This is a genomic window from Bifidobacterium sp. RTP21102st3_E2_RTP21102_210122, assembly GCF_040916945.1.
Taxonomy (GTDB): domain Bacteria; phylum Actinomycetota; class Actinomycetes; order Actinomycetales; family Bifidobacteriaceae; genus Bifidobacterium; species Bifidobacterium longum.
The window spans coordinates 97,740-122,122 of the sequence record NZ_JBCPAN010000006.1; the positions used below are offsets into that span (position 1 = coordinate 97,740).

15 protein-coding genes are annotated in these 24,383 nt (G+C 60.7%); 7 read left to right on the plus strand and 8 right to left on the minus strand.

The features are described from left to right. Positions 1-308 precede the first annotated feature (308 nt). The 3 genes from AB5287_RS08120 (at position 309) to AB5287_RS08130 (ending at position 3,661) form a co-directional block, all read left to right on the plus strand. Positions 309-1,715: an ABC transporter permease gene (locus AB5287_RS08120; RefSeq protein ID WP_368221009.1), complete on the plus strand. Its 1,407-nt coding sequence runs from the start codon at positions 309-311 to the stop codon at positions 1,713-1,715. Continuing rightward, positions 1,712-2,833 carry an ATP-binding cassette domain-containing protein gene (locus tag AB5287_RS08125; protein ID WP_021975410.1) on the plus strand — a complete coding sequence of 374 codons (1,122 nt, stop codon included), beginning with the start codon at positions 1,712-1,714 and terminating at the stop codon, positions 2,831-2,833. The genes AB5287_RS08120 and AB5287_RS08125 overlap by 4 nt, the downstream gene beginning before the upstream one ends. Positions 2,834-2,956: 123 nt before the next feature. Beyond that, on the plus strand, positions 2,957-3,661 hold the full coding sequence (locus AB5287_RS08130; protein WP_007052900.1) for an HD domain-containing protein: 705 nt from the start codon (positions 2,957-2,959) through the stop codon (positions 3,659-3,661). A 75-nt stretch (positions 3,662-3,736) separates the two neighbouring features. Here AB5287_RS08130 and AB5287_RS08135 read toward each other — a convergent pair whose 3' ends face one another. The 3 genes from AB5287_RS08135 to AB5287_RS08145 form a co-directional block, all read right to left on the minus strand. Beyond that, positions 3,737-4,597, minus strand: coding sequence for a class II glutamine amidotransferase (locus AB5287_RS08135; RefSeq protein WP_007055576.1), 861 nt, complete (start codon positions 4,595-4,597; stop codon positions 3,737-3,739). Positions 4,598-4,690: 93 nt separating this feature from the next. After that, the gene (locus AB5287_RS08140; protein WP_368221012.1) at positions 4,691-7,204 is read right to left on the minus strand and encodes a KUP/HAK/KT family potassium transporter; all 2,514 of its coding nucleotides are present in this window, start codon (positions 7,202-7,204) and stop codon (positions 4,691-4,693) included. A 142-nt stretch (positions 7,205-7,346) separates the two neighbouring features. Further along, positions 7,347-8,306 carry a TatD family hydrolase gene (locus AB5287_RS08145; protein ID WP_007055571.1) on the minus strand — a complete coding sequence of 320 codons (960 nt, stop codon included), beginning with the start codon at positions 8,304-8,306 and terminating at the stop codon, positions 7,347-7,349. Positions 8,307-8,585: 279 nt separating this feature from the next. Here AB5287_RS08145 and AB5287_RS08150 point away from each other — a divergent pair, with 279 nt between their 5' ends. Next, positions 8,586-9,656: a Fic family protein gene (locus AB5287_RS08150; protein WP_368221014.1), complete on the plus strand. Its 1,071-nt coding sequence runs from the start codon at positions 8,586-8,588 to the stop codon at positions 9,654-9,656. 25 nt (positions 9,657-9,681) lie between these two features. Here AB5287_RS08150 and AB5287_RS08155 read toward each other — a convergent pair whose 3' ends face one another. The 3 genes from AB5287_RS08155 to AB5287_RS08165 all read right to left on the minus strand — a co-directional run bounded on the left by AB5287_RS08155 (position 9,682) and on the right by AB5287_RS08165 (position 15,527). After that, on the minus strand, positions 9,682-11,490 hold the full coding sequence (locus AB5287_RS08155; RefSeq protein WP_007052919.1) for an ABC transporter ATP-binding protein: 1,809 nt from the start codon (positions 11,488-11,490) through the stop codon (positions 9,682-9,684). Positions 11,491-11,500: 10 nt separating this feature from the next. Next, a complete protein-coding gene (locus AB5287_RS08160) occupies positions 11,501-13,411 on the minus strand; it encodes an ABC transporter ATP-binding protein (protein ID WP_060662379.1) in 1,911 nt (636 codons plus the stop codon). A gap of 751 nt (positions 13,412-14,162) precedes the next feature. Beyond that, the gene (locus AB5287_RS08165; protein ID WP_007054122.1) at positions 14,163-15,527 is read right to left on the minus strand and encodes a glycoside hydrolase family 27 protein; all 1,365 of its coding nucleotides are present in this window, start codon (positions 15,525-15,527) and stop codon (positions 14,163-14,165) included. 418 nt (positions 15,528-15,945) lie between these two features. On the opposite strand from AB5287_RS08165, the gene AB5287_RS08170 reads away from it, so the two are divergent. Next, positions 15,946-17,103: a LacI family DNA-binding transcriptional regulator gene (locus AB5287_RS08170; RefSeq protein ID WP_368221017.1), complete on the plus strand. Its 1,158-nt coding sequence runs from the start codon at positions 15,946-15,948 to the stop codon at positions 17,101-17,103. Positions 17,104-17,274: 171 nt separating this feature from the next. Here AB5287_RS08170 and AB5287_RS08175 read toward each other — a convergent pair whose 3' ends face one another. Then, positions 17,275-18,240 (minus strand): AraC family transcriptional regulator, encoded by a 966-nt coding sequence (locus tag AB5287_RS08175; protein ID WP_050496022.1) that lies wholly within the window; start codon positions 18,238-18,240, stop codon positions 17,275-17,277. Positions 18,241-18,267: 27 nt separating this feature from the next. Further along, on the minus strand, positions 18,268-20,496 hold the full coding sequence (locus tag AB5287_RS08180; RefSeq protein WP_368221020.1) for a glycoside hydrolase family 127 protein: 2,229 nt from the start codon (positions 20,494-20,496) through the stop codon (positions 18,268-18,270). 224 nt (positions 20,497-20,720) lie between these two features. Here AB5287_RS08180 and AB5287_RS08185 point away from each other — a divergent pair, with 224 nt between their 5' ends. Then, positions 20,721-22,247, plus strand: a complete 1,527-nt coding sequence (locus tag AB5287_RS08185; protein ID WP_013410552.1) for a C1 family peptidase — start codon at positions 20,721-20,723, stop codon at positions 22,245-22,247. A 177-nt stretch (positions 22,248-22,424) separates the two neighbouring features. Further along, entirely contained in the window at positions 22,425-23,501 is a 1,077-nt protein-coding gene (locus AB5287_RS08190) for a hypothetical protein (RefSeq protein ID WP_116464022.1), read from the plus strand. Positions 23,502-24,383: the final 882 nt, after the last annotated feature.

A 24,383-nucleotide genomic window follows, 5' to 3' on the forward strand; every position in this document is an offset into this window, starting at 1 on the left:
CTCTTATCCAGCGGCGCGAGGCCACGCTTCCGGATGCCGGACTCCGGGCAAATCCGGAATCGCAGACATGCCGGAGCACACGTGACGCCACGCATATCTCATGCCAGTGTACCGATGCCACCGAAATAGACCGAGGATTTATCCCATACTGGGTGCAAATCCCCGCATGACCACCACATCGCTGTCAGAATGTTCTCAGACTTCATTGAGGGGTATAACAGTATTGCGCAAGAAAACGGTCACTAAACGCAACAATAGTTAGAGCCGTATTGATTTGTTCGGCTTAGGAGAACGGGAGAGGTAATTACATGTTCGTCCTCAGCAACGCCTGGCGGGCCCTGACACGTTCTAAAGGACGTACGGCCCTGACTGCGTTCATCACCTTGGCGGTCACCTTCGGCACAGTCGCCGGACTGGCCATCATTCAAGAAGATACCAACGCACACACCACCGCGTACGATCAGCAGAAGGCCACGTTGGCCATTCGCCCGACTGCGGCTACGTGGAAGAAGGTCTCCGCTACGGACTCGGCTTCCACCAAGCATTACATGACGTGGACCTCATACACCGAATACGCCACGCTCGTCCAGTCGGCCACCAACTCGTTGAACTTCACGGTTACCGAAACCGTGCCGGCCCGCGTGAGCGGTGATTTGAAGGCCCTGGACGGCGGATCGCTGGGCTTGGCCTCCGATGACGAGACCGGCGGCCAGCTCATTTGGCGAGCCTTCTGGACCAAGGATTCCGCCAAGGCCAGCGACCTCGGCACCTTCGAAATCGTGGACGGCAAGGACCTGAGCTACAACAACCAGTCCTCCAACCCGAACACCACCGGCGCACTGGTCTCTGAAGCGTTTGCCTCCGCCAACAACCTGAAGGTGGGCGATACGCTCGAGGTGGCGGCCGCCTCGGACGCCAAGACCACGGCCAAACTCAAGGTGCGCGGCATCTACAAGTACACATCCGAATCCGCCGTCGCCAATCCGGTGACGGCCGCCCGCAACCGCGAGAACGCGATCTTCACCAACTATCAGACCTTCGCCAAGGCCGGACTCGACCCACAGTCCACCGACAAGACCGTCTCCGGCTGGGCAGTCCCGGATCTGGACGTGGTGTTCGACGCCGGTGATTCCGCTACATACAAGTCCTTGGTATCCACCCTCAAGAAGTCCAAGCTGCCCGCCAAGGGTTACGAGTTCTCTTCCCCCTCGCTGGAATCCTACAACGCTTCTCTGGAGCCGCTGGATACGCTATCCTCGCGCGCGAAGACCGGCACCATTGTGTTGGTTGCCGTGGGCGGCGTGCTGTTGCTCATCCTCGTGCTGTCGGGCGTGTGGGCGTCCAAGCGTGACGACGAGATCGGCATGGCACTGGTGTCCGGCGTCACTCGCGGGCGTTTGGGATGGCAGTTCATGCTGGAAGTGTTCATCGTCACCCTGCCCTTCTACGTGATTGGTCTGGTCGGAGGCGCGTTCGCCGCCAATCCGATCGGATCTGCCCTGGCATCCGGCCATGCCACCCCGGTGACATCGGGCCTGATTTGGACCATGGTCTGGTATGGACTGGGTTCAATCCTGATCCTGGCGATTCTTGCCGCCCTGCGCCTTGCGTTCTTCAGCGCGAACAAGCTGTTTGCCGCCGATGGCGACTGGGGCACCGTGAGCGAGACCAACAAGACGACCACCACAACCGACGATGCGGAGGCACAGGCATGAGCGACAGGAACAACGATCAGGAACTCGAGAAGACCACTGACGCAACGGCTGACGAAGCGACTTCTGAGACTGAGACGAACGACGCCATTGAATCCGTTCCAGCTGACTCCATGCAGTTCAGCGTGACCTTCGATGACGTTGATGACGAAGGCACTGTTGACGATGGTATTTACAGCGCACTGGCATCTGCCGAAACCGGAGAAACCGACGAGACCAGCGAGGCCGAAGCAGACGCCATCGCTTCGGCCAACGCATCCGCCGAAGTGACCGAGCGTAATGCCGCCCGCGTCAACGAAACACTCCGACTGGCCAAAACCGATCACAAAGACGCATTGGCCGAGCATGCGGAGCCTCAGGGCAAAGCGTCCGAACCCACCATGACGCTGGCCTCACGTATCGATCGCGTGTTGGTGGGCGGCGGTTCCGACGACATTCTGCTCAAGACCTACCCGACCTTCGCCCTGAACAAGGTGACGGTCGCCGGACCCAAGGGCAAGGTCAACATCCTCGATGGCGCGAATTTCTTCTGCTATTCCGGACACGCATACGCGCTGCTGATCAGCGACGACCCCGATTCGGGCATCACCGCCGACGCCAAGCGTCGCGCGCTGATGGGCGTGATGAGCGGTTTGACCACGCCGGCGTCTGGCACGGTGATGAACAAGAGCGCCAACATTGTTGAGCTCGAGCCCGTGGAACTGCGCGGCCACCGTCTGGGCATCGTACCGCAGCTGCACGCCGTGCAGCCGAAGATCGACGCCGAACAAAACGTGCTGTACGCCATGAATGCGTCCAACCGCAACTTCCTGAAGCCCAAGCCGGTAATCGCCCGCGAACTGCTGGCCAAGGTCGGCTTCTCTGAGGCCACCAGCGGCGTGGCCGTCGGCACATTGCCTTTGGTACAGCAGCGTTTGGTGGCCATCGCCCGTGCAATCAGCACCGAAGCCGAAGTGCTGATCCTCGACGAGCCGACACGAGGGCTGAACGCGGATGACGAGGTGACCGTGTTCGCCGCGCTGGCCAAGCTGGCGCACACCGGTGACCCGAAGCACTGCGTTATCGTGCTCACTGCGTCGCGCGAAATCGCCGAAGCAGCCGACACACTCTTCGAAATCTGATGTTCAGACCATAGAGCCCCCTGTGATTCGTATTGCCGAATCACAGGGGTTTTTCAATGCTGCGGCTCATTGCCGCGCTAATCTGAGGATAAATCTGACCGTACGAGGCGAAACCTGATAATTATGACCGGATATATTCCCACACTGGAGCAGATCGACGAATTGCACCGCAAAATCGCGCCGTCCAAGGCGGCGTACGAGCTGGTGCACACGCATTGCGTGATTGTAGCGACCATCGGCTGCCAGATCGTGCGCCGGCAGAACGCGCTGTTCACGCGCCGCTGCACATTACCGAAGGACGCGGAGGTACCGCCCACCGCAGGCGTCACCGGCGGCCATGTGCCGCCGCGTCTGCTCGACGAGCATTTGGTACTCATCGGCGGACTGCTGCATGACATCGGCACCTACCGCGTGTTCAAGCATGACGGCTCTGACGGCGAACCGCTCAAATTCAGCAAGAAACGCTACATTCTGCACGGTCTTAAGGGCTACGAGTATCTGCTCGACGAGGGCGTGGACGAGTCCATCGCCCAGTTCTGCCGCAACCATACCGGCGTGGGACTTACGCGCGAGGATGTGGTGCGCCAGGAGCTGCCGTTGCCACCAGCCGACTATGTGCCGATGAATCTCGAGCAGGAAGTGGTGATGTACGCCGACAAGTTCCATAGCAAGTCAGTGCCGCCGAAGTTCCTGCAGGTCGAGGCGTATACGGCCCGAGCCGAGCGATTTGGCGGAGAGAACAAACAGCGATGGCTGGATCTGGTGGCCAAGTATGGCGTGCCGGATATTCCGGCGTTGGCGGAGAAGTATGGGATGCGGATGATTTGAGGCTCTAGGGGTCTCTCCCCCAAGGCAGCCTGTCGGCTGACAGCCCCTTCGTCAGAGGGGGCTTATGAAGCTATTTCAGATGGAACGGAGACGGTAGGTGCCGTTGCGGTTGGAGGCGATGATCATCTGGTCGTTCTCCAGCACGTTCCAGCCTTCCTGCTCGTAGCCGGAAGAGGAGACCACCACACCGGCGGAGTCGCCGTTGTCGTCGCGCAGCTCACGGTAGCGCATCACACGGTAGTCGGCGGCCTGCTCGCCACGGCCGTACTCATCGTAGATTTCCACGATGCGCGGGCTGGTCTTCTCACGACCGGCGGCGCACAGGGCGATGAGCTGGTCCTCGGACTGAATCATGCAGTTGTAGCTGGACTTCGGGTAGGCTTGGCGCAGTTCGCGCACGGCCTGGGCCACGGCCTCGTCGAGCGAGAAGCCGAAGCCGATGTATTCCAGAATCACCGCGAAGAAGATGGCGGAGTCGGAACGGCCGCCGGTGGAGAGGAACACGCTGTGGTTCACCGGGTATGAGCGGTTGGTGACGATGTTGCGGCCATTGGCGTCCGAGATATCGCCGTTGTGGATGAAGCTCAGGCCGTTCGCATAGAACGGGTGCTGGTTCTCCATGATGAGCGGCAGATTGGAACTTGCCAAGCGCAGGTGCCAGATGGCACCGCGAGACGGTTCGTCGGCCAGCGCCTCAAACGTGCTGTCATGACGGGCCGCGATGGTCGACTTGTAGATTCGGGTGCCGGTTTCCGGGGTGGGTGCGCCACCGTCGCGCACGTGCGGTGCTTCGGCAGGATCGGAAAGCTGGGCTACACCCCAGCCATCATTGTGGATTTCAGACAGTTCACGGAAATCCTCGACATTGTCTTGCCCCAACACAGCGTTGAGACTCAGGTTGAAGCCTGCCGTCGCGTATCCCAGTAATCTGCACATGGTATTTCAACTTACCGAAACCGTGTGGCGACGTGCGGCGACCGTTATAGGCATTCTTTATAGAGCGCATCAGCGCCGCTGCAAACTGGTATGTTATCGCTTCTGTTTGGCGGAGCGCTGAGGCTTGGCGGCGGTTTTGCCGTTCTCGGCCTTGCCCTTATCGCCCTTATCGCCCTGCTCAGCGGGCGCATCGGCGGCAGCGGCCTCAGCGGTCTTCCGCGCCTCGGCCGATACGGCGGCATCGAGCTCCTGTACCAATCGCCCAAGCCCGGACGTGGTGTCCATCGGGTCAGGGACGGCGGCCGGGTCGGCCACTGCACGAGTCGGCGTGGGCGTCGGGATGGTCTTGGCCGTATCGGTGCGCTTCAGACGCGGTGGGCGGCGGGTGGAGACGAACAGCGGCTGCACCTCGACCAACGGGTTGTAAGGTGCCAGACCGAACCACTTAACCGGCGAGCCGGCCATGTGGCGGATTGCGTACTTGGCTTGCAACGACAGGGCACCGCGTGCGGAAACCTTGGATTCCGGCATCAGGGCCTTGTGAATCAGCACGTAACGGATGGTGCCGATGTCCGGATCGGCGTCGACCTTGGGGTAAATCGACTTCTGCTTAGGCAGTTCGCCGGTTTTGGACAGGTCGTGCATGATCTGGTGGATGTACGCCGGGATGGACTGCGAAACCTTGAATCCCAGACGGAAGCGCACGCGGTAGATGTAGTTCGTGCCGAAGTCCTCCACCGAGTATTCACGGGTGAACGGCTCGTCGGTGGTTTCCACGCTGACTGCCCACCAAGCACGGGCGCGCTTGGGGTGGTCGGCGAAGATGGAGAAGAAGATGTCCGTGTCGAGTCGCTTGGTCTCCGAGTCGGAGGTCAGGTACACGATGTTGTCCGCAAAATACGGGATGCGGAAATCACTGTGCAGCTTGTCGAGCGCGGGTAGGAAGTCGTGGGGCCGCATGTGACGGCGTTGCGCACGTTCGAGCTTGGTGCCCTCATTCCACGTGTACATGACGAACAGAATCGCGGCGGTCAGCAGCATGGTGAACCAACCACCATGCAGGAATTTGGCCATAGACGCGATGAAGAACATGGCCTGAATCGCCAAGAACAGCACGGTGAACACGATGGCACCGACCCGCTTGCCGGAATGCCATAGGTAGACGCCGAGCAACACGGTGGTGGTGATCATCGTAATGGTCAACGCCAGTCCATATGCGGCAGAGATGTGTTCCGAATCCTTGAAGATGGCGAGTACGGCCAGTGTGGAGACGCACAGCACGCCGTTGACCACCGGAATGTACAGCTGGCCACGCGTGCGGGCCGGGTACCGCACCTGCAGATGAGGCATCCAATTGAGGCGGGTGGCTTCGGAGACCATGGTGAACGCGCCGGTAATCAGGGCCTGGGAAGCGATCACGCCGGCCGAAACAGACAGAATCACGGCCAGATAACGTACGTTCGGAGACATCATCTGGAAGAACGGGTTGAGTGACTCCATCGCAGTGTATTGCGGGTTATCGCTATTGGCCAGCATCCACGCACCTTGGCCGAAGTAGTTGAGCACCAGCGCAACCTTGATGAATGGCCAAGTGAAGTAGATGTTGCCGCGCCCCACGTGGCCCATGTCGGAGTACAGCGCCTCGGCACCGGTGGTCGAGAGGAACACGGTGCCCATAAGGGCGATGCCGGCAGCATTGTTCGGGCTGAACAGGAATTTGATGCCGTACACCGGGTTCAGGGCCTCGAACACAGACCAGTCGTTAGAGAGATTCGTGACGCCCACGATGGCGAGGAAGCCGAACCAGACCAGCACCATCGAGCCGAATACTTTGCCGATGCTTTCGGTGCCGCGCGACTGCACGGAGAAGAGAATCACGATGATCACGACGGTGATCATCAGGGTCAGGCTTGGGTTTTCGTCGAACAACCCTTCCAATGGCGGCAGGGTCTGCAAGCCTTCGACTGCGGAACTGATGGAAACCGCCGGGGTAAGTACCGAATCCGCGAGGAATGCCGCGCCGCCGAGCATGGCGGGAATCGCGAGCCATGCGCCGTACTTGCGAATCAACGAGTACAGTGCGAAGATGCCGCCTTCGCCATTGTTGTCGATGCGCATGGCGATGAGCACATATTTGACGGTAGTGATCAGCGTAATCGACCAGAAGACCAGCGACAGCATGCCGAGCACGGCCTCTCGGTCTACGCTGCCAAGCCCTCCCTGACCGGCAAGGAAGGTCTGCGCGGTGTACAAGGGCGAGGTGCCGATGTCGCCGTACACCACGCCGAGCGCCACGATTGCCATGCCCCAGGTGACCTTGTCTGGGCTGGATTGCAGGCGGGCCCACCATCGACCGAGGCCGCCTTTCGACCATGCGCTGGCGATTTTCTCGGCTTCTTTGGTTTCAGCTTCCCTCTGCTTGGCGAGTGCCTCGCGCTCCTCCTTGGTGAGAGTGCGGCGGGACACCTTGGGAGCGTTGGTAAAGGTGTCGGCCCTCAGCAGTGCTTCTTCTTCCTGTCGGGCCTTGGCTTTGGCGGCGCCAGCCTGGGCTGTCTGGGCCTTTGAGGCTTTTTGGGCGCGTGCGGTCCTTTGGTTCGACTCAGCCATACGTTCAGTCCTCCATTGAGGTGGAGATCATCCCCCTCGCTTATGTCAAACACATCATGATAGACCTCGTTCACAATTCTGACAAATTTTACAAGTCAACACATCGTCTCTACACGCGCCGCGACGGCCGCACACCCGGCCCTCACAGTCCGTATACGGCGCGGGCGGTATCGCGGGTGCCGCGCGCCACATCCGCGATGGGCAAGTCGAGCGTATCGGCCATGGCCCGCAAGGTGTAGGGAATCATGTACGGCGCGTTGGTGCGGCCACGATACGGCATGGGCGTCAGATACGGCGCGTCGGTTTCGACCATCGCATGGTCCAGCCCCACAATCCGTAGCGATTCGCGGATACCGTCATTGCCTTTGTAGCTCACGGTGCCGGAGAAGCTCAGATACCAGCCATGTTCGCGCGCGATCTCGGCCATCTCACGGTCGCCGGAATACGAGTGGAATACGGTGCGTTCGGGCGCGCCGTCGGCCAGCAGGGTTTCGATGACCTCGCGATGGGAGTCGCGGTCGTGAATCTGCATGGGCAGGCCCAGTTCCTTGGCCAGGGCGATATGCGCGCGGAAAGCCTCGCGCTGCAGTTCCTTGGCACCTTCGCCGGTGCGGAAGAGGTCCATGCCGGTCTCGCCGATAGCCACCACTTGCTCGGGGTATGTGGTGGCGAGGCGATGTACTTCGGCGAGCGCGTCCTCGAAAGACGTGTCATGGTAAGGCTTGTATTTGAGGGGCAGACCATCCGGCCCCGGCACACCGCGATGCCCGTGGAGCACGGACTCATTGGGGTGTATTGCGAGCGCCGCGTGCACATTACCCGGATGATCGAGGGCCATCTGGACGGCGGTCATCAGGTGCGGCAGCTCGCAACCGCAGTCGATAATACCCCCAATGCCGACAGATTGCGCCTGCGCCAGCAATTGGTCGACGTCGTACACCGGGACTTCGGGCTGTCCCTTCTCCTGCGCCTCATGGCTCATAGCGCGCGCGAAAGGGATTACGGAGGCCACGTGAGTGTGGTTGTCGATGGTCTGGGCATCGTCCGGCAATGCTTCAGGTGCCGGGGCCCAGCTACGGTCGCGATGGTGGTGCTTGCTCATGGTTTCTCAGTGTAGGCTGTTTCTCAGTGTAGGCTACCGCCAGCAACGCTCGTAAGGCAGTCCGGTAAGACGTTCGACTACACGACGGGTATCGTCGGTCACGCCCGCCTGAACTTGCCGTTTCTTGCCACGAGCGCAACATTCCCGGGAGAGTAGCGCAACCGGCAAGCGAGACGGTCGCCATCCTGCCGCCTTTTTCTGCATCATCAGCCCATTTTCTGCCTCATTTTGATAAAATATGATGCAGAAAAGTTCGTATGATGCAGAAAATGAGGCAGTATGAGATCATTTGACTACATCGAATCAGGTAAGACGTTGCTCACCCCGCACACCACGAGTTTGCTTGCCGCTATTCACGAGGCAAAAGGGCGTCAAAGCATACAGACAACGATCAGACCGGATATATTGGGGACGCTGGTTGCCGTCGCGCGCATCCAAAGCACAGATGCCTCAAACCGCATCGAAGGTATTTCTACCAGCGATAGCAGGCTCAACGATCTCGTCTCGGAGAAAGTCACACCGCGCAATCGCAATGAAGAAGAAATTGCCGGTTACCGTGACGCGCTATCGGTTATTCACGAAAGCCACGACTATATTCCGATTACCCCGAACGTCATTCTTCAACTGCACCGCGACCTCTTCCGACACACACCACTGACCTTTGCGGGGCATTTCAAGGACAGTGACAACGTCATCATCGAACGAGATGCACACGGGACCAGCACCGTGCGATTCGCCCCACCGTCCGCACTTGTCACACCGGAACTGATCGAACGCGCGTGTTCCGCCTACACGCAAGCAATCCGAGATGGACATACCGATCCATTGCTTGCCATCGCCATGTTCATTCTCGATTTCATCTGCATACATCCGTTCAATGACGGCAATGGCCGTATGAGTCGGCTACTCACGCTCCTGATGCTGTGCCGCAATGGCTATATGGTCGGCAAATACATCAGTATCGAACACCTTATCGAGCAAAGTAAACGCACTTATTATGAGGCGATGACCGCAAGCACCCAAGGATGGGACGACAACGCCAATGATTATGCGCCATTCACGAACTACCTGCTTGGCATCATACTGTCCGCGTGCAAGGAATTCGACGAACGCATCAATCTCGCGGCAGGCGGCAGAGCGCAGGGAGCACCGCGAGTAGCCACCAAGGGAACGCGGATTGAAGCACTGCTTGATCAATCCCTAGTGCCACTCTCCAAGGCCGATATTCTCGCTCGCATGCCCGATACCAGCACCACCACCATTGAGCGCACGCTGAAATCACTGTTGGACTCCGGTACGATCATCAAAATCGGTGCTGGTCGCAGCACCCGCTATGTGAAACGCCGCTAAACGCATCCTTGTGCGCAACATCTCGTCACTCTTCCGGCGCTCCACTGGCCACGCGAATCATCGCGTACTGGGACTCGTAGAGGCGGTAGTACGCGCCCTTGGCGGCGAGCAGCTGCGCGTGCGAGCCGTGCTCGACGATCTGGCCGTGATCGATGTAGAAGATCTCGTCCGCGTTCTCGATCGTCGACAGGCGGTGCGCGATGATGAAGCTCGTGCGCCCCTTGAGCAGATGCTGCAGGCCGGCCTGCAGCGCCTCCTCGGTGCGCGTGTCGATGTTGCTTGTCGCCTCGTCCAGGATCAGGATACGCGGGTCGGCGAGCAGCACGCGCGCGAAGGCGATGAGCTGGCGCTGGCCGGCCGACAGGGTCGATCCGCGCTCCTCCACCACCGTGTCGTACCCGTCGGGCAGTTCCATGATGAACTCGTGCGCGTGCACGGCCTTCGCCGCCGCCTCGATTTCCTCGTCGGTGGCGTCGAGCTTGCCGTAGCGGATGTTCTCGCGCACGTTGCCGGAGAAGATGAAGGTGTCCTGCAGCATCACGCCCATCTGCCGGCGCAGCGATGCGAGCGTCACGTCGCGCACGTCGTAGCCGTCGATCGTCACCGAGCCCTCGGACACGTCGTAGAAGCGCGACAGCAGGTTGATGATCGTCGTCTTGCCGGCGCCCGTCGGGCCGACCAGCGCGATTGTGCGCCCCGGTTCGACGTGGAAGTCCACGAGGTTGAGGATGTTGCGGCCGTCCTTCTCGTAGCGGAACACCACGTCGTTGAAGTCGACGCGCCCGCGGATCTGCGGCAGGTCCGCCGCGTCGGGCTTGTTGCGGATCTCCGGCGTGACGTCGAGCGTCTCGAAGATGCGCTCGAGGTACGCCGAGCAGGTGATGAGCTGGTTGTAGAAGTTGCCGATGTTGATCACCGGATTCCAGAAGTTGTTCGCGTAGCCGACGAACGCGATGAGCACGCCGGTGGTCACGTTCACGCCCCCGAAGCCCATCACGCCGACGAAGTAGATGAACGAGATGGTCATCACGGAGATGGTCTGCACGCCCGGCCACATGAGGAACTGGATGTGCACGGCGTGCATCCACGCGGAACGCACCTCGCCCTGCTGTTCCTGGAAGGTCCTGAACTGGGCCTGCTCCTGTGCGAAGGTCTGCGTGGTCTTCACGCCGGCGATCGACTCGTGGATGTAGGCGTTCAGGTTGCTCTGCTTGTTGGAGAGCTTCTGGAAGGCGCGCCGCTGGAAGATCTGCAGCACGCGCACCCAGATGATGAGCACCGGGAACAGGATCAGGCTCCACAGGGCCAGCTGCCAGTCGATCACGAACATCACGATCAGCGTGATCACGAAGGTGAACACGTCGGAGATCACGTTGATCAGACCGGAGCTCAGCGTGTCCGAAAGCGTGTTCACATAGTTGACCACGCGGATCAGGATCTTGCCGTGCGGGCGCGAATCGAAGTAGCTGAAGGGCAGCGTCTGGATATGCGTGAAGATATCGCGGCGCATGTCCTTGAGCATGAGCTGGCCGACGCGCGTGATCGCCACCGTGCGGTAGCGCAGCCCGAACTCGTACAGCACGATCAGCGCGGCGAGGATCACGGCGAGGATGCCGAGCTTGCCGAGGTCCTTGTTCGGGATCGCCTCGTCGATCATGATCTTGGTCAGGTACGGCACGGCGACGACGATGCAGCTCATCGAGATGACGACGACGAGAATGCGCGCCACCTGTGCCATATACGGTTTGAGATATTTGCCGACGCGCAGGATGTCCCGGAAGTTGATCTGCTCCTCGAGTTCCTCATCCTCGCGGTATGTATTGCGTTGTGCCATAAGTCCTCTTCTAAAACCCCTGTGCGGCGCCGGACTGGAGTCCGAGCTGCTTGTGGTAGATGTCCCAGTAGCGGCCGTGTGCGGCCACGAGTTCGGCGTGGGTGCCGCGTTCGACGATACGTCCGTGCTCGAGCACCAGAATCAGGTCGGAATCCTTGACCGACGAGATGCGGTGGGCGATGGCGACGATGGTCTTGCCGCCGTCCATCTCCTTGAGGTGCTTCTGGATCTCCGCCTCGGTCTCCATATCGACGGCCGAGGTCGTATCGTCCATAATCAGGATCGACGGATTGTCCGCGAGCGCGCGGGCCAGCGACAGGCGCTGCTTCTGCCCGCCGGACAGGCCCACGCCGCGTTCGCCCACGACGGTGTCATAACCCTGTGGCATCGACCTGATGAAATTGTCCGCGCCGGCGATCTGGGCCATTTTCTGGATATATCGGTCGTCGCTATCACCGCTGGCACCAAAACCGATGTTGCCGCCGATGGTGTCGGAGAACAGGAAGGTATCCTGCGCCACGATGCACACCTGCGAGCGCAAGGTGGCCAGCGGCCAGTCGCGTGCGTCGATGCCGTCGATGAGCACATGGCCAACGGTCGGGTCGTAGAAGCGGGAGATGAGGCTGACGAGCGTGGACTTGCCCGCGCCGGTTTCGCCGAGGATGCCGAGCTTGGAGCCGGCGGGCACGGTGAAGTCGAGGTCCTTGAGGATCGGGGTCTCCGGGTCGTCCGGGAAGGCGAAGCTGACGTGGTCGAAGCGGATGTCGCCCTTGATGTGCAGCGGGCAGGACTTGCGTTCGGTGGACTGCTGGGCACCGGATGTTCCGGAAGCCACGGGCGCTCCGGTAGCCCCGGTAGCCTCATCATCGTGCTTGACTTGCTCGACGATCGTGACCGCCTGCTTGACGGCTTCGACCGCGTCGGGCTTCTCCACGATGCGCGGCTGTTCGGTGAGCAGCTTGCGGATTTTGATGCAGCTGGCGTTGAATCGCTGCCAGTCGTTGATCAGCCAGCCGGACTGGCGCACCGGGCCGTCGATCATCCACAGGAAGGAGTTGAAACTCACCAGATTGCCGAGGGTCATGTAGCCCTTGATGACCAGAAAGCCGCCGAGGCCGAGGGTGATGAGCTGCAGCGAGAAGCCGAGGCCGTCCAGCCACGGCATGTACTTGCGCGAGTTGTAGGCCAAGGCCATGTTGCACTGCATGTAATCGTCGTTGTGCTCGTCGAACTTTTCGGTCTCGTACGGTTCGCGCACGAATGCCTTGACCACACGGTTGCCCTCGATGTTCTCTTCGACCATGGAGTTGAGGGAGGCCAGCGAGTTGCGGATGGCGAAGAACAGCGGGTGGGCGTGCGTGGACAGGCCGCGCGTGAGCACAAAAATGAACGGCGTGACGCAGGCCAGGACGAGCGCGAGTCGCCAATCGATGGCGAACATCACGCACAGGGCGCCCACGAACATGACCACGCAGTCGGCAATCTGATAGCTCACCCAACTCAGGCAGTGGCGGATCGCGTCGGTGTCGGAGGTCAGGCGGCTCATGATGTCGCCGGTGCGTGTGTGGTTGAAATACGTGAAGTCGAGCTCGTGCAGCTTCTCGTATTCGTCGGAGACGAGGCGGTAGACCGAGTTCTGGCCGAAACGCTCCATCCACATCTGGTAGCCGTATCGCGCGCCCACGCGGATGATGGTCATGAGGATCATCAGTCCACACAGACGTGGCAGTTCGTCGGCATGTCCGCCGACGATGACGCGGTCCACGATGATACCGGACAGAATCGGAATGGTCAGGGCCATCGTGTTATTTGCGATGAACAGTAGAAGCGCGCCTACCACGCGGGGCAGGTCTGGTTTGCAGTATGGCAGCACCCATTTGAGATTGCTTGCGCTGGTATTGATTCCCGGATCGACGTACATGTGAGGAGATCACCGTTTCTTGGGGATTGTTTGCTTGTGGTATGGTGCGGCATGCTCCTGCGCCGCACGCGGCAATCGCTGCCGCCGCGATTCACGATCAGCCGTGCTTCGCACTGCGCCTGTCATTGGCCGCATGACCGAAGCTCTCCTTCATCGGTCGAAGCACGTTCGACTTTCGCAAACGCGTACTAGTCTAGGCGACCTGCGTCTAATCGCAACGGCCCGCAACTCTGCGTGTTCCCCGCATTAGCAACGATACGCGGCTCTCTAAGCGCAACATTCCCCGGAATGCGTCGCTGCACACCTCCGAACAGGTCCAATTCGCAACGCATTCCCGGGAAAGTGGCGCATGTCATATCACGCTCAAACAACCCAGCATAGTGAGTGGTTCATTCACGTTTTACGTATTGTGCGACGGAATCGGCATCTCCCGCAACACGTGAGATATGCAAAAGTGCCGCACGCTGAATGGTGATCAGCGTGCGGCACTGCGCGAAACGCGTGAAATCCGCAGAACGCACGAAACTCACGAAACAGATAAAACGTACAAAACGCAAGCAAGGCGAAGCAACGAACAGACAGAGACAGACAGACTACAGGTCAGAACGCCAGCGAACGCACGTAGGAACCAACTTGCGGGCGGAACAGCTACCGGGGATTGTTCGTTTGCGATGTTCGCATTCATGGCAGGTTTCTCCATACGATTCGGGCGGTCGGTTCAGGAGGTTGGTTGGCGGAGGCAGGTTCGGTTTCAGCGTCGGTCCAGGGCCACCCAGAGCACGCCGTGCGGCGGAATCGTGCCGGTGATGACGCGGTCGGCACCCACGCCTTCAAGACGCACGTCGGCGGGCTCGCCCGGCGCGTCGGCATACAGATCGGCGAGTGTCCAATCGTCATTGCGGGCGTCAAGCCCCACGATGGATTGGAGCTGGATGTTGCGGCCGATCTCGTATGTGTCGCTGCCGGTCCAGAACAGCGCGGCGTAATGGCCGCCGTGATGCGCGGAACGTGTGCCATCGGCCCAATCGGCTGCGTCGGCGGACCAGACGATGAACTCGCCACGGTAGGTGCTCTCATCCCACCATTTGCCAAAAATCCGTTCGCGCACGGTCTCGCGGTTATTGGTGGAGCCGGCAAGCACCTCACGCAACGCGGGATTCTGCAGCAGCGCGATGGCGTCGCTGTTGCTGGTGGGCAGATCGCCGCCGACCATAAGCGGGCTACGCCCCATGCACCATAGGGCCAGCAGTGTCTTCTGCTCGTCCAGCGTAAGGCGGGATTGGCGGTCGTCGCCGCGTTCGGCGCGCAGGCCTATGTGCCCGAACGGCACCATGTCGGCGTCGGCCCAGTGGCCGGTGGTCTGGAACGGCGCCCAGCGGGCCAGGCGGGCGAACTGCTGGTAGATGTCTTCCCAACGGTCCCACAGATCGTCGGAAATACGCCACATTTGGGCGTTCTCGCGCAGGAAGTCGACGTAGCTCGTCGCCACCCAGCCGCCGGGCGAGAGAGACAGGTCAATCGAACGGCCGTATTTGGCTTCGGCTTTGGCGATGGCGCGATGATAGGCGGCGATTTCGTCGGAGTGGAACGGGGTCTGCATGTCGTCGACCTTGAGGAAGTCGAGGCCCCAGGAGGCGAACAGGTCGAGCTGCGCGTCATACCAGGCCTGCGCGCCCGGGTGGGATTGGTTCAGGCCGTAGTTGTCCGGATTCCACTTGCACACGTGGTCGAGGTCGGCCACGTCCTTGGCGGTGTAGTTGGTGCCGTATACGGGCAGGTTCTTGTCCACGGCGATACGCGGGATGCCGCGCATCATGTGCATGCCAAGCTTCAAGCCCAGTTCGTGGACGGCGGCGGCGAGCGGGCCGAATCCCTTGCCGCCGGCAGCACTCGGGAAACGCACCGGGTCAGGCAGCTGACGGCCGTATTCGTCGAGAATCAGCGGCGCGTTGTCGTTGTAACCATGTGCGCGGGCGGTCGGGTCGTACCAGTCGATGTCGATGACCAGCGTATCCCAGCCGGCGTTTTTCAGGTGTTCAGCCATGAACCGCGCGTTGGCCAGCAGCTCGTCTTCGGTGAGGGTCGTGCCATAGGAATCCCAGCTGTTCCAGCCCATCGGCGGACGCCATGCCTGAGGAAGGCTCTGCGGAAGATCCGTCATCGTATCCTGCTTTCGTTGATATTCGTATAAGTTGCCATACGGCGGTATGCCAGCCGCAAACCAATCGGCATCGCGCACGTACGGATAGGTGAAGAGTGACGCCACTCCCCCGGAGAGTCCCATCCCAACGTACGACGAACTTCATGGCCTCTTGGCACACCGACGTATGTACCGTTACATATTCTTCCACCGGAACGATATCAAGCAAGCGCATGTTACGCTCGGCGCGTCATCGCCTAAGCGCAGCATTTTCAGCGATTCCGGCACACAGCCACCATTTGCCAAAACACGATGTTGTGAATACCGTTACAACCATTGGAAGCATTACGGGCATGATCCAATGCCCATCACAGGCGAAACATGAGGTGACGTTATGCCGAGCGGCAAACCAACATTGCGCGACGTAGCGAAAGCCGCCGGGGTCTCCCCCATGACCGCCTCGAATGCGCTGCACGGCAAGCCGGGTGTTAAGGATTCCACGCGCGCCAAGGTGCTGGCGGTGGCCGAAAAGCTCGATTACCGCATCAATCTGACGGCCAGCATGCTGAAGTCCGGCCGCAGCAACATCATCCACATCATCGTCAACGAATTCGATTCGCCGTTCTACTCCAAACTCGTCGAATCGCTCGTCACCGAAACCACCGAGCGCGGGCTGACGCCGTTCGTGGAGCAAACCCGGTACTCTCCGGATGCCGCCAAACACGCGCTGGCCAACAACCCGTTCTCCGGGCAGTTGTTCGACGGCGAGATTATCCACGCTTCGGGCCTGAATGCCGGTGTGCCGCTTTCCGCGATCAACCACGGCCGACCGCTGGTTCTGATTGACGCCTGCGAGGAAACGCCCACGTTCGATACAGTGAATTTCCCGAACGAGGACGGTGCGCGGGCGGCAGTGCAGCATCTCATCGAATGCGGATGCCACCGCATCGCCATCGTCGGCGACGGGTATTCGTCACGAACCGAACTGGCGCACGTGGAAAGTTCCAGCGGTTTGCGTCTACGCGGGGCCAGCGGCGCACTGCTTGACGCCGGGCTGCCGTATGACGAATCGACGAACTTCATTGGTTACGGTAGCGTCAGCGGCATCGAAGCCGGTCATGCCATCGCCGAGGCGATGCTCGAGGCTCGTGCGCAATCGGCTGATGACACTGCTGAGTCCCGTTCCCCGGGCACCACGCGGGCAACGGGAAGCACCCCGGCCATCGATGGCATCTTCTGCATTAACGACTATGCCGCATTCGGAGTAATCCGAGGCCTTGCCGACTACGGCATCCGCGTGCCCGACGATGTGAGAGTCATCGGCTTCGACGGCGCCACGGCCGGCTCGTACACCACACCGACGCTGAGCACCGTCCAAGTGGATCTCGATCAGCTCGCCCAATTCGCGCTTGATATGATCACCCGCCGCGTGGAGCAGCGCGACCAGGGCGACGGCAGGTCCGACGAATCCGCTGGCATGCCGGCCACGCGCGCCACCATTGGATACACACTGGTTCCGCGCGAGTCCACTGTCGGTTCGGCAAACAGGTAACGCTGAAACGCCGAAATAGGGCGGCGATTCCCGACTGCCGCGCCCACTGCCCAAGTGCCGTGCAGCGTGACGTGCGAGGTTTCGGCATGCGTCAAACCGTTCCCAGCGCTCCCACGTGGTAGTGGCGCCCATGCGCACTTTTCCTAGGGTTAGGACCATGACCTTCCCTAATCACACGGTGTTGTAGAGGCGGGCGGGGAAAGCGTCGCGGTATTGGCCGGGGGTCAGGCCAGTGCGGCGCTTGAAGACGCGCATGAAGTACTTGGGATCGGCGTAGCCCACTTCTCGCGCAATATCCGCCACGCTGGAAGCGGTAGAACTCAGCAGTTCGCGCGCACGGTCGATGCGATATTCGATGATCTGCTCGGCCACACCCACGCCGAACACGCGCCGGTACATCGCGGTCAGATAGCTGGGTGAATAGTGGAAGCGCGCGGCCACTTTGGCCACGGTGATGTCGTCGAAGGCATTGGCCATAATCCACGAGCGGATGGCCAGCATCGGCGCCAGGCCGGACGAATCGCCAGCGGCACCGGCCGAATCGACATGCATGGCCCATTCCTGTTGCTGCCGGACGCGGTCGGCACTGGTGATGGGCTTGCCGTCGCCCCGGTAGCCGGCGAGCGTACGATGGGTGGCGAAGTCCGCCTTCAGCCGCTCCTGCGCGCTGACCTCCAGCAGCAGGCCGGTGGCGAAGTAATCGCAGTAAGCGTTGGAATACGGGCCGAATCGCGCATAGATGTCGATGAGCTGCCCACACATCACCGCCAGCCGGTCGGGGTCGGGCAGGGTGCGTTCATCGGGCAGCAGCAGGCAATGGTCGTCCTGCGGCAGACCCGCGTCATCGGGGAGCATGCGCGCATCCGGCAATTTGAAATGCATCCAGTAGAAGTCCACGTCGGACGTGATGATGTCGGCGCCCGCATGCTCCACATTCGGCGGCAAGAGTGCGATTTGGCCGGCCTCGATATGCAGGGTCTGCTCCCCCACCCGCATCGGCAGGACGCCCCGACGCACGAACATCAGCTCGAAGGTGTCGATGGTGCGCCGCAGATGGCGCCAGCCCGGTCCGGACACAAACTGCCCGACCGAGTAAAAGTCCACCGGCCCTTCGAGCCGACATGTCGTGATGCCCATGGCTACCAGAGTAGCCGAGAGCAAATATCAGCCGCGCAGCCAGACGGTCATTTCGTTTTCGCCGCGGTTGGCCCAGGCGAAGTACGGGATGAGCGTGGCGGTGGCGGGCTCGCGCTTGACCGGCGCGTACACGGCGTAGAGCGGTGCGAACGCCGGAACCTCGGCCGCGCCCTCACCCGCGGCGGCCACAGCAGCCGGCAACGGCTCGCGCCAAGCCGGCACCTCAAGCTTCACCATGCGGCGGGTCACGTCTTCCACCTCGCCCTGGCCCTTGTCGTCGATGCCCTTGGCGCCGGCGTGGAAGTCGAACTCCTCGACCTTGGCCGCGCTCGGGTCGGCCAGCAGTGCCTCCACATCCGCGTGCAGCAGGTGCAGGTTGGCGCCGTTGTCTTTTTCCTCGGCGCAGAAGGTGATCGGGCCGCGCACGAACGCCACCTTGCCGGCGTCCTCGCGCACCAGCGGGTTGGCGGCCAGCATACGCACCGGCATCGGGAAGTCGAACGTCACGGTGTCGCCGTCGCGCCATTCGCCGGTCAGATACAGGTAGCCGTCGCGGATTTCGCGGGTCACGCGGGAACTATCGGCCCCAGACTCAGACTCGCCCGTGGCCGTAATCGCGGCGGCAGCAGCGGACTCATCGCCCACCCAACCGGGCAGACGGAAGGCCAGCGTAAAGCGAGCAGGAGCCTGAGCCGAGGTGCCAGCAGCGTCACCGCCCAAGCGCACGACCGCCTTGCCATCGCCTTGCCACGGCAGGTTCGCCGTAACATCCAGCTCCACAGCCGTACCATTCAACTCAGCTTTGGCCACGCCGCCCATATACAAGTGCGTGAACAGCGTACCGCCATCCTCGGCAACCGTGTAGGCATATTCCTGCACCGACTCAACGATGCGGGCGATGTTCGGCGGGCAGCATGCGCAGCCGAACCACTTCTGACGCACCGGCTTGACGTGGCGCAGGCGGCTGTCTTTATGGCAGGCATACGGATTGACTTCCAGCGGGTTCACGTAGAAGAAGCTCTTGCCGTCCAGCGCCATGCCGGCCAGCGTGGTGTTGTACAGCGCCGACTCCATAACGTCCGCGTACTCGGCCTTTGGCGCGAGCTCGAGCATGCGACGGGCGAAGAACGCCAGCGAAATCGCGGCGCAGGTCTCGGAGTAGGCGGAGTCGTTGGGCAGGTCGTAGTTGTAGGAGAATGCCTCGCCGTCCACCGTGCCGCCGATGCCGCCGGTAACGTACAGTTTCTTATCGACGATATTGCGCCAGAGCCGCTCGGCCGCATCGGCGAGGTCCTGATCGTCGGTCAGTCGGGCCACGTCCGCCAGACCGGAGTAGAAGTAGCCGGCGCGCACGGCATGGCCTACGGCTTCGTCTTGTTCGGTGGCCGGCTTGTTCGCCTGGTGGTAGGCGTACCGGTTGGGGTCCGTGTTGGGTTTGTAGTTGGCGTCGGCGTCGCGCTTTGCGTTCTCGTCTGCCTGAATATCGAAGATGTACGGCTGCCGGCCTCGCTCGGTCACGAAATATTCGGCCAGATCAAGGTACCGCTGTTCGCCGGTGACCTCGTACAGCCTCACCAAAGCCATCTCGGCAATCTCGTGACCGGGGTAACCACGCAGCTGGCCCGGCTTGCGACCGAAGCGCTCGTCTACGTAATCGGCGAAACGGCAGGCGGCCTTGAGCAACTTGTCTTTGCCGGTGCCCTGGTAGTAGGCCACCGCACCTTCAACGAGGTGGCCGAGGCAGTACAGTTCGTGATGGTCACGCAGATTGGTGAACGCGCGATCCATGTCGTTCAGAATGTAGCAGGTGTCCAGATAGCCGTTGTCGAGTTGGGCGGCACACACGACGTCGATGGCTTGGTCGGTGGTCTGTTCCAGTGCGGGGTCCGGGTAATGGGCGAGGGAATAGCCGACTGCCTCCACCCACTTGGAGAAGTCGGTGTCTTGGAACACGAAGCCGTAGAACTTGTCTGGGTCGGGATTGGCCGGGTCTTCGGGGAGCGCCTCAAATCCGCGGAACGTGTACTTCGGCGGCACGAACGCCTTGCCCTGGGTATCCTTACGCTTGTTTTGCGCGGCAGCGGCCTTGAAGTTGTGCATGCAGTAGCTGGGGGCCGCGCCGGGGACGTTATCGTTCAGGGCGTTCCACTGATAGGGAATCACAGCCGTGCGCACGAGTTCCTGCTCGGTGCGCCAGAACGAATCGGTGACGGTGACGTTTTTCAGGGCCAGCGGCTTGCTATGCAGCGAAGTCATGACGTACTCCTTTGGACTATGCGACATTCGTCAACAATATGTATCGGTACATATGATACGTGCGCCCGCGCGAGCAGCAAGGTGGACAAATCGTTGGCGGGGTGGAATCGCCGGCGCATATCCGCCCGTACGATTTCGCCCGGTGAATCGCCCGACGAATACACGGCGACTTATACTACCGACGGACCACAAACGTCGCCTACATGAATGGAAGATCAATCATCATGACAGCAAACGCCAGCGCACGGGCCATCAAACCCGAACTTCTGCGTACGTACACCGAAGACTTCAACAAAGACCGCGCCAACCTGATCGCGGCGGACGCGGCGGTTTCGGCCGGCGTGCTCAAGGCGGCCACCGACTATCGCGGCGTACGTGCGCTGCCGCGCGACTTCTCCATCGAACTCAAGCAGGGTTCGATCACCAATCAGGAGCGTTCCGGCCGTTGCTGGATGTTCGCCTCCCTGAACACGCTGCGTTACGAACTCATGCATCGCTGGAATCTTGAGGATTTCGAGTTCTCCGAGACCTACCTGTTCTTCTGGGACGCGATGGAGAAGTCGAACACTTATCTGGAGAACGTGCTGCGCACGCTCGACGAGGCGACCGATTCGCGTCTGTTCGAGGCCATCAATGAGTCGCCTGCAGACGATGGTGGCTGGTGGCAGATGTTCGCCGCACTGGTGAACAAGTACGGCCTAGTGCCCAAGAGCGCCTATCCGGAGTCCGAGAACTCCCGCAATTCCGACGATTTCAAGCAGTACCTCAACTCCAAGCTGCGCGAGTTCGCGGCCGAGCTGCGCCGCCGTTCGGCTGCCGGGGCGTCTGAGGACGAGCTGCGTGCGTTGAAGGACGAGTACATGGGCACCGTGTACCGCATCTGCGCCGTGGCGCTCGGCGAACCGCCGGAGAAGTTCGACTTCTTCGCGCGCCCCAAGGATGATGATGAGGATAAGAAGGGCGAGGCTCGCAAGTGCAAGGCCGAGGCCGACGCAGACGGCAAGGCCGAATCCTGCAAGTGCGGCGAATCCTGCAAGTGCGAGGGCAAATCCGACGCCAAGGCCTGCAAGTGCGATAAGGACAAGTCCGACAAGCCGAAAACCGGCAAGGACGAGCGCCCGCAGATTCGCGAGATCGGCATCACCCCGCTTGAGTTCTACAAGAAGTACGTGCCGGTGGACGTCAACGATTTCGTGACGCTGGCCAACGCCCCGCTCAAGAACCGCCCGTTCAACCAGCGCTACCGCATCCGCTTCAGCGCGAACGTGGCCGAGGCTGGCGATATGGAATTCGTCAACGTGCCGCTGGACGTGTTCAAGAAGGCCGCGCTTGACCAGCTCACCGCCGGCCACCCGATCTGGTTCGCCTGCGACTGCACGCAGTTCGCCCTGCGCAAGGACGGTTTCTTCGACCAGTCCGTGGTGCGCGTCGACCAGCTGTTCGGCACCGAATTCACCGGCGACAAGGCCCACGGCCTCGAATACGGCGACAGCCCGAGCAACCACGCTATGACCTTCACCGGCGTGAACCTCGGCGAGGACGGCAAGCCGAACCGCTGGAAGGTGGAGAACAGCTGGGGCAAGGACGCCGGCAAGGACGGCTACTACGTCATGTCCGACGCCTGGTTCGACCGCTACGTTACCGAGCTCATCATCCGCAAGGAATACCTCGACGACGCCACCCGCGCCCTGCTCACCACCGAACCAGTCGAGCTCGATCCCTGGCAGCCCCTCACCCGTCGCTGCCGCTGACATATTCCGCCCATTGGCCGCGGCTGAAGTGCTCCTATGTTTTGCCGACTTCTCACAGAGTGAGCAAAACATAGGAGCACTTTAGTTATCCACAGAGTTATCCACATCCTCAGCAAGCTAGAACCACATACCCCGTTTTTCATGGCGAACAAGCGACCGCTACGCTACGGTGGCGTTATGAACAGCGGATTTCCCACCCCGCCACCCGGCGTATTCGACGATGAACCACCCGGCTGGACCAACAATGCCGCGGCACCGAGTGCTGCGTCCACGCACGCCGTCAAGCCCGAGCCATACTCACCACCGCGTATGGCAACCCCCACTGCGCCCGCTATGAGCGAAACCCTCACCCAACGTAAGCGGGAAATTCTTAAACGATGCACGGACGCCGCGCAACAGCTCGGAAAGCCTGTGCTCTTCGGCATGACCACATCGCTGATACTGCAATCCGTGCCACTTCCCAAGGATTGCGATCTCAATGCCACCGAGCTCCATACCGTCTCCGACTCGCATCGCACCCGGATACGCGCCGTCGTTCCGCCAACAACACCGCACATCTGGAAACCGCTAAGCGCCGCGCACAATGCACGTATCAACAAGCATGTGCACGCGCTGGATCTGGTACATACTTGGGCGCAGCTCGCCGCTCACATGTCATTGGAATCATTGGTCATACTTGGCGACGCAACCCTTACGGCAATAGCGCGCAAGCCGAGCCTATCGGGCGGCCGCACCGCCGACGAAATTTATCAGGACTTTGTGCGGCAGGTCAGCGAACTTCCGAAATTCAACGCGAAAGCCACATGCATGATCGCACTTGAATTTATTGCACCGCGCGTGGATTCTCCGATGGAATCAGAGACCCGTATCACAACCACGCAATACGGGCTTCCACGAGCCGTGACAAATTACACAGTGCCCGGCGCGACGTTCAGCAATGGTGCGCCGATAACACTCGATCTCGCTTGGCCCGAATTCCGCGTCGCCATCGAATATGACGGCGATCATCATCGCACAGACAAGGCCCAGTGGCGGCGAGACAACGACAAGCGCGAACTGTTACGGCATCATCATTGGATCGTCCTCATCGCCACCGCCGCGAATATGGCTGATGAACCGTCTCAAGCCGAACTCGCCTACCGAGCCGGGCGACAGCTGGCGTTGCGAGGCGCCATATTCGATTTCACCTTGACAGCGACGCCGCTCAATGAACTTGCCCGGCGGAAACGACGGAAATCCACCGGGGCGCACTGAGCTGACATCGATACGATTGCGCGCGCTTGCTGCAACGCATATGCCATTCATCGCACCCCATTTGGTCGCGTGGCCCCGACCGCATGGCACTGTTGTGTGTCACACGCCATGTTACGTCCGGCGAATCCGCACATCATCTGCGTTGCGTACTGCCATATTATGCGGTTCGCGATATACGTCACGGTGTCCGATGTCCTGGTAACGACGTCAATCGATTTATGTGTGTACCGGGCCAGATTTCGTTGTCCCGGTTCTCCATTTCGCCTCTTTTTGAGCAACCGGGACAGAAACACCCTCGAAAAATCGCCAATTCGGCCCTACCGCACAATATCCGCCATCACACATCGGCGGAATTCCGGGCTTCTGGATTTGCATACATTGAGCGCTCGCGGGATGGTCTGTCCCGGTTCCCAAAAGGAGGCCAAAATCACGAACCGGGACAACGAAATCTGGCCCGGTTCGCACGTCAATCGGTTGCCGTCACCACCGGGACACCGACTGCGCATAGATAAGATGCTTCAATGCTTAACAGGCATGCGACCATACCGCGATAGCAACGTTTCGCTGGAAGTAGAGGAATCAAGCAGCACCCCCCAAACCGGAAGCAATGCTCCGAATCACCGCGCCCCGTGCTTGGTGTGGCGGATCACGGCTTCGAGCGGCGTGGATGTAGCTGGACAGCAGCGTAACTTGCGTTGCATGATGCGGCCCAAAACGAAGAAACCCGGCGGAGGGGGCCGCCGGGTGAGAGAGAAGAGAGAAGAAGGGTTCAGTTATGGGGTTCGGAAGAACCTCGCCACCGGTATGAACTTCATTCCGTTGACATCTTCTATATAACCGTCTCTTTCTTGGGGATTCGATGTGCTTGTCTGAGAAAAGTCT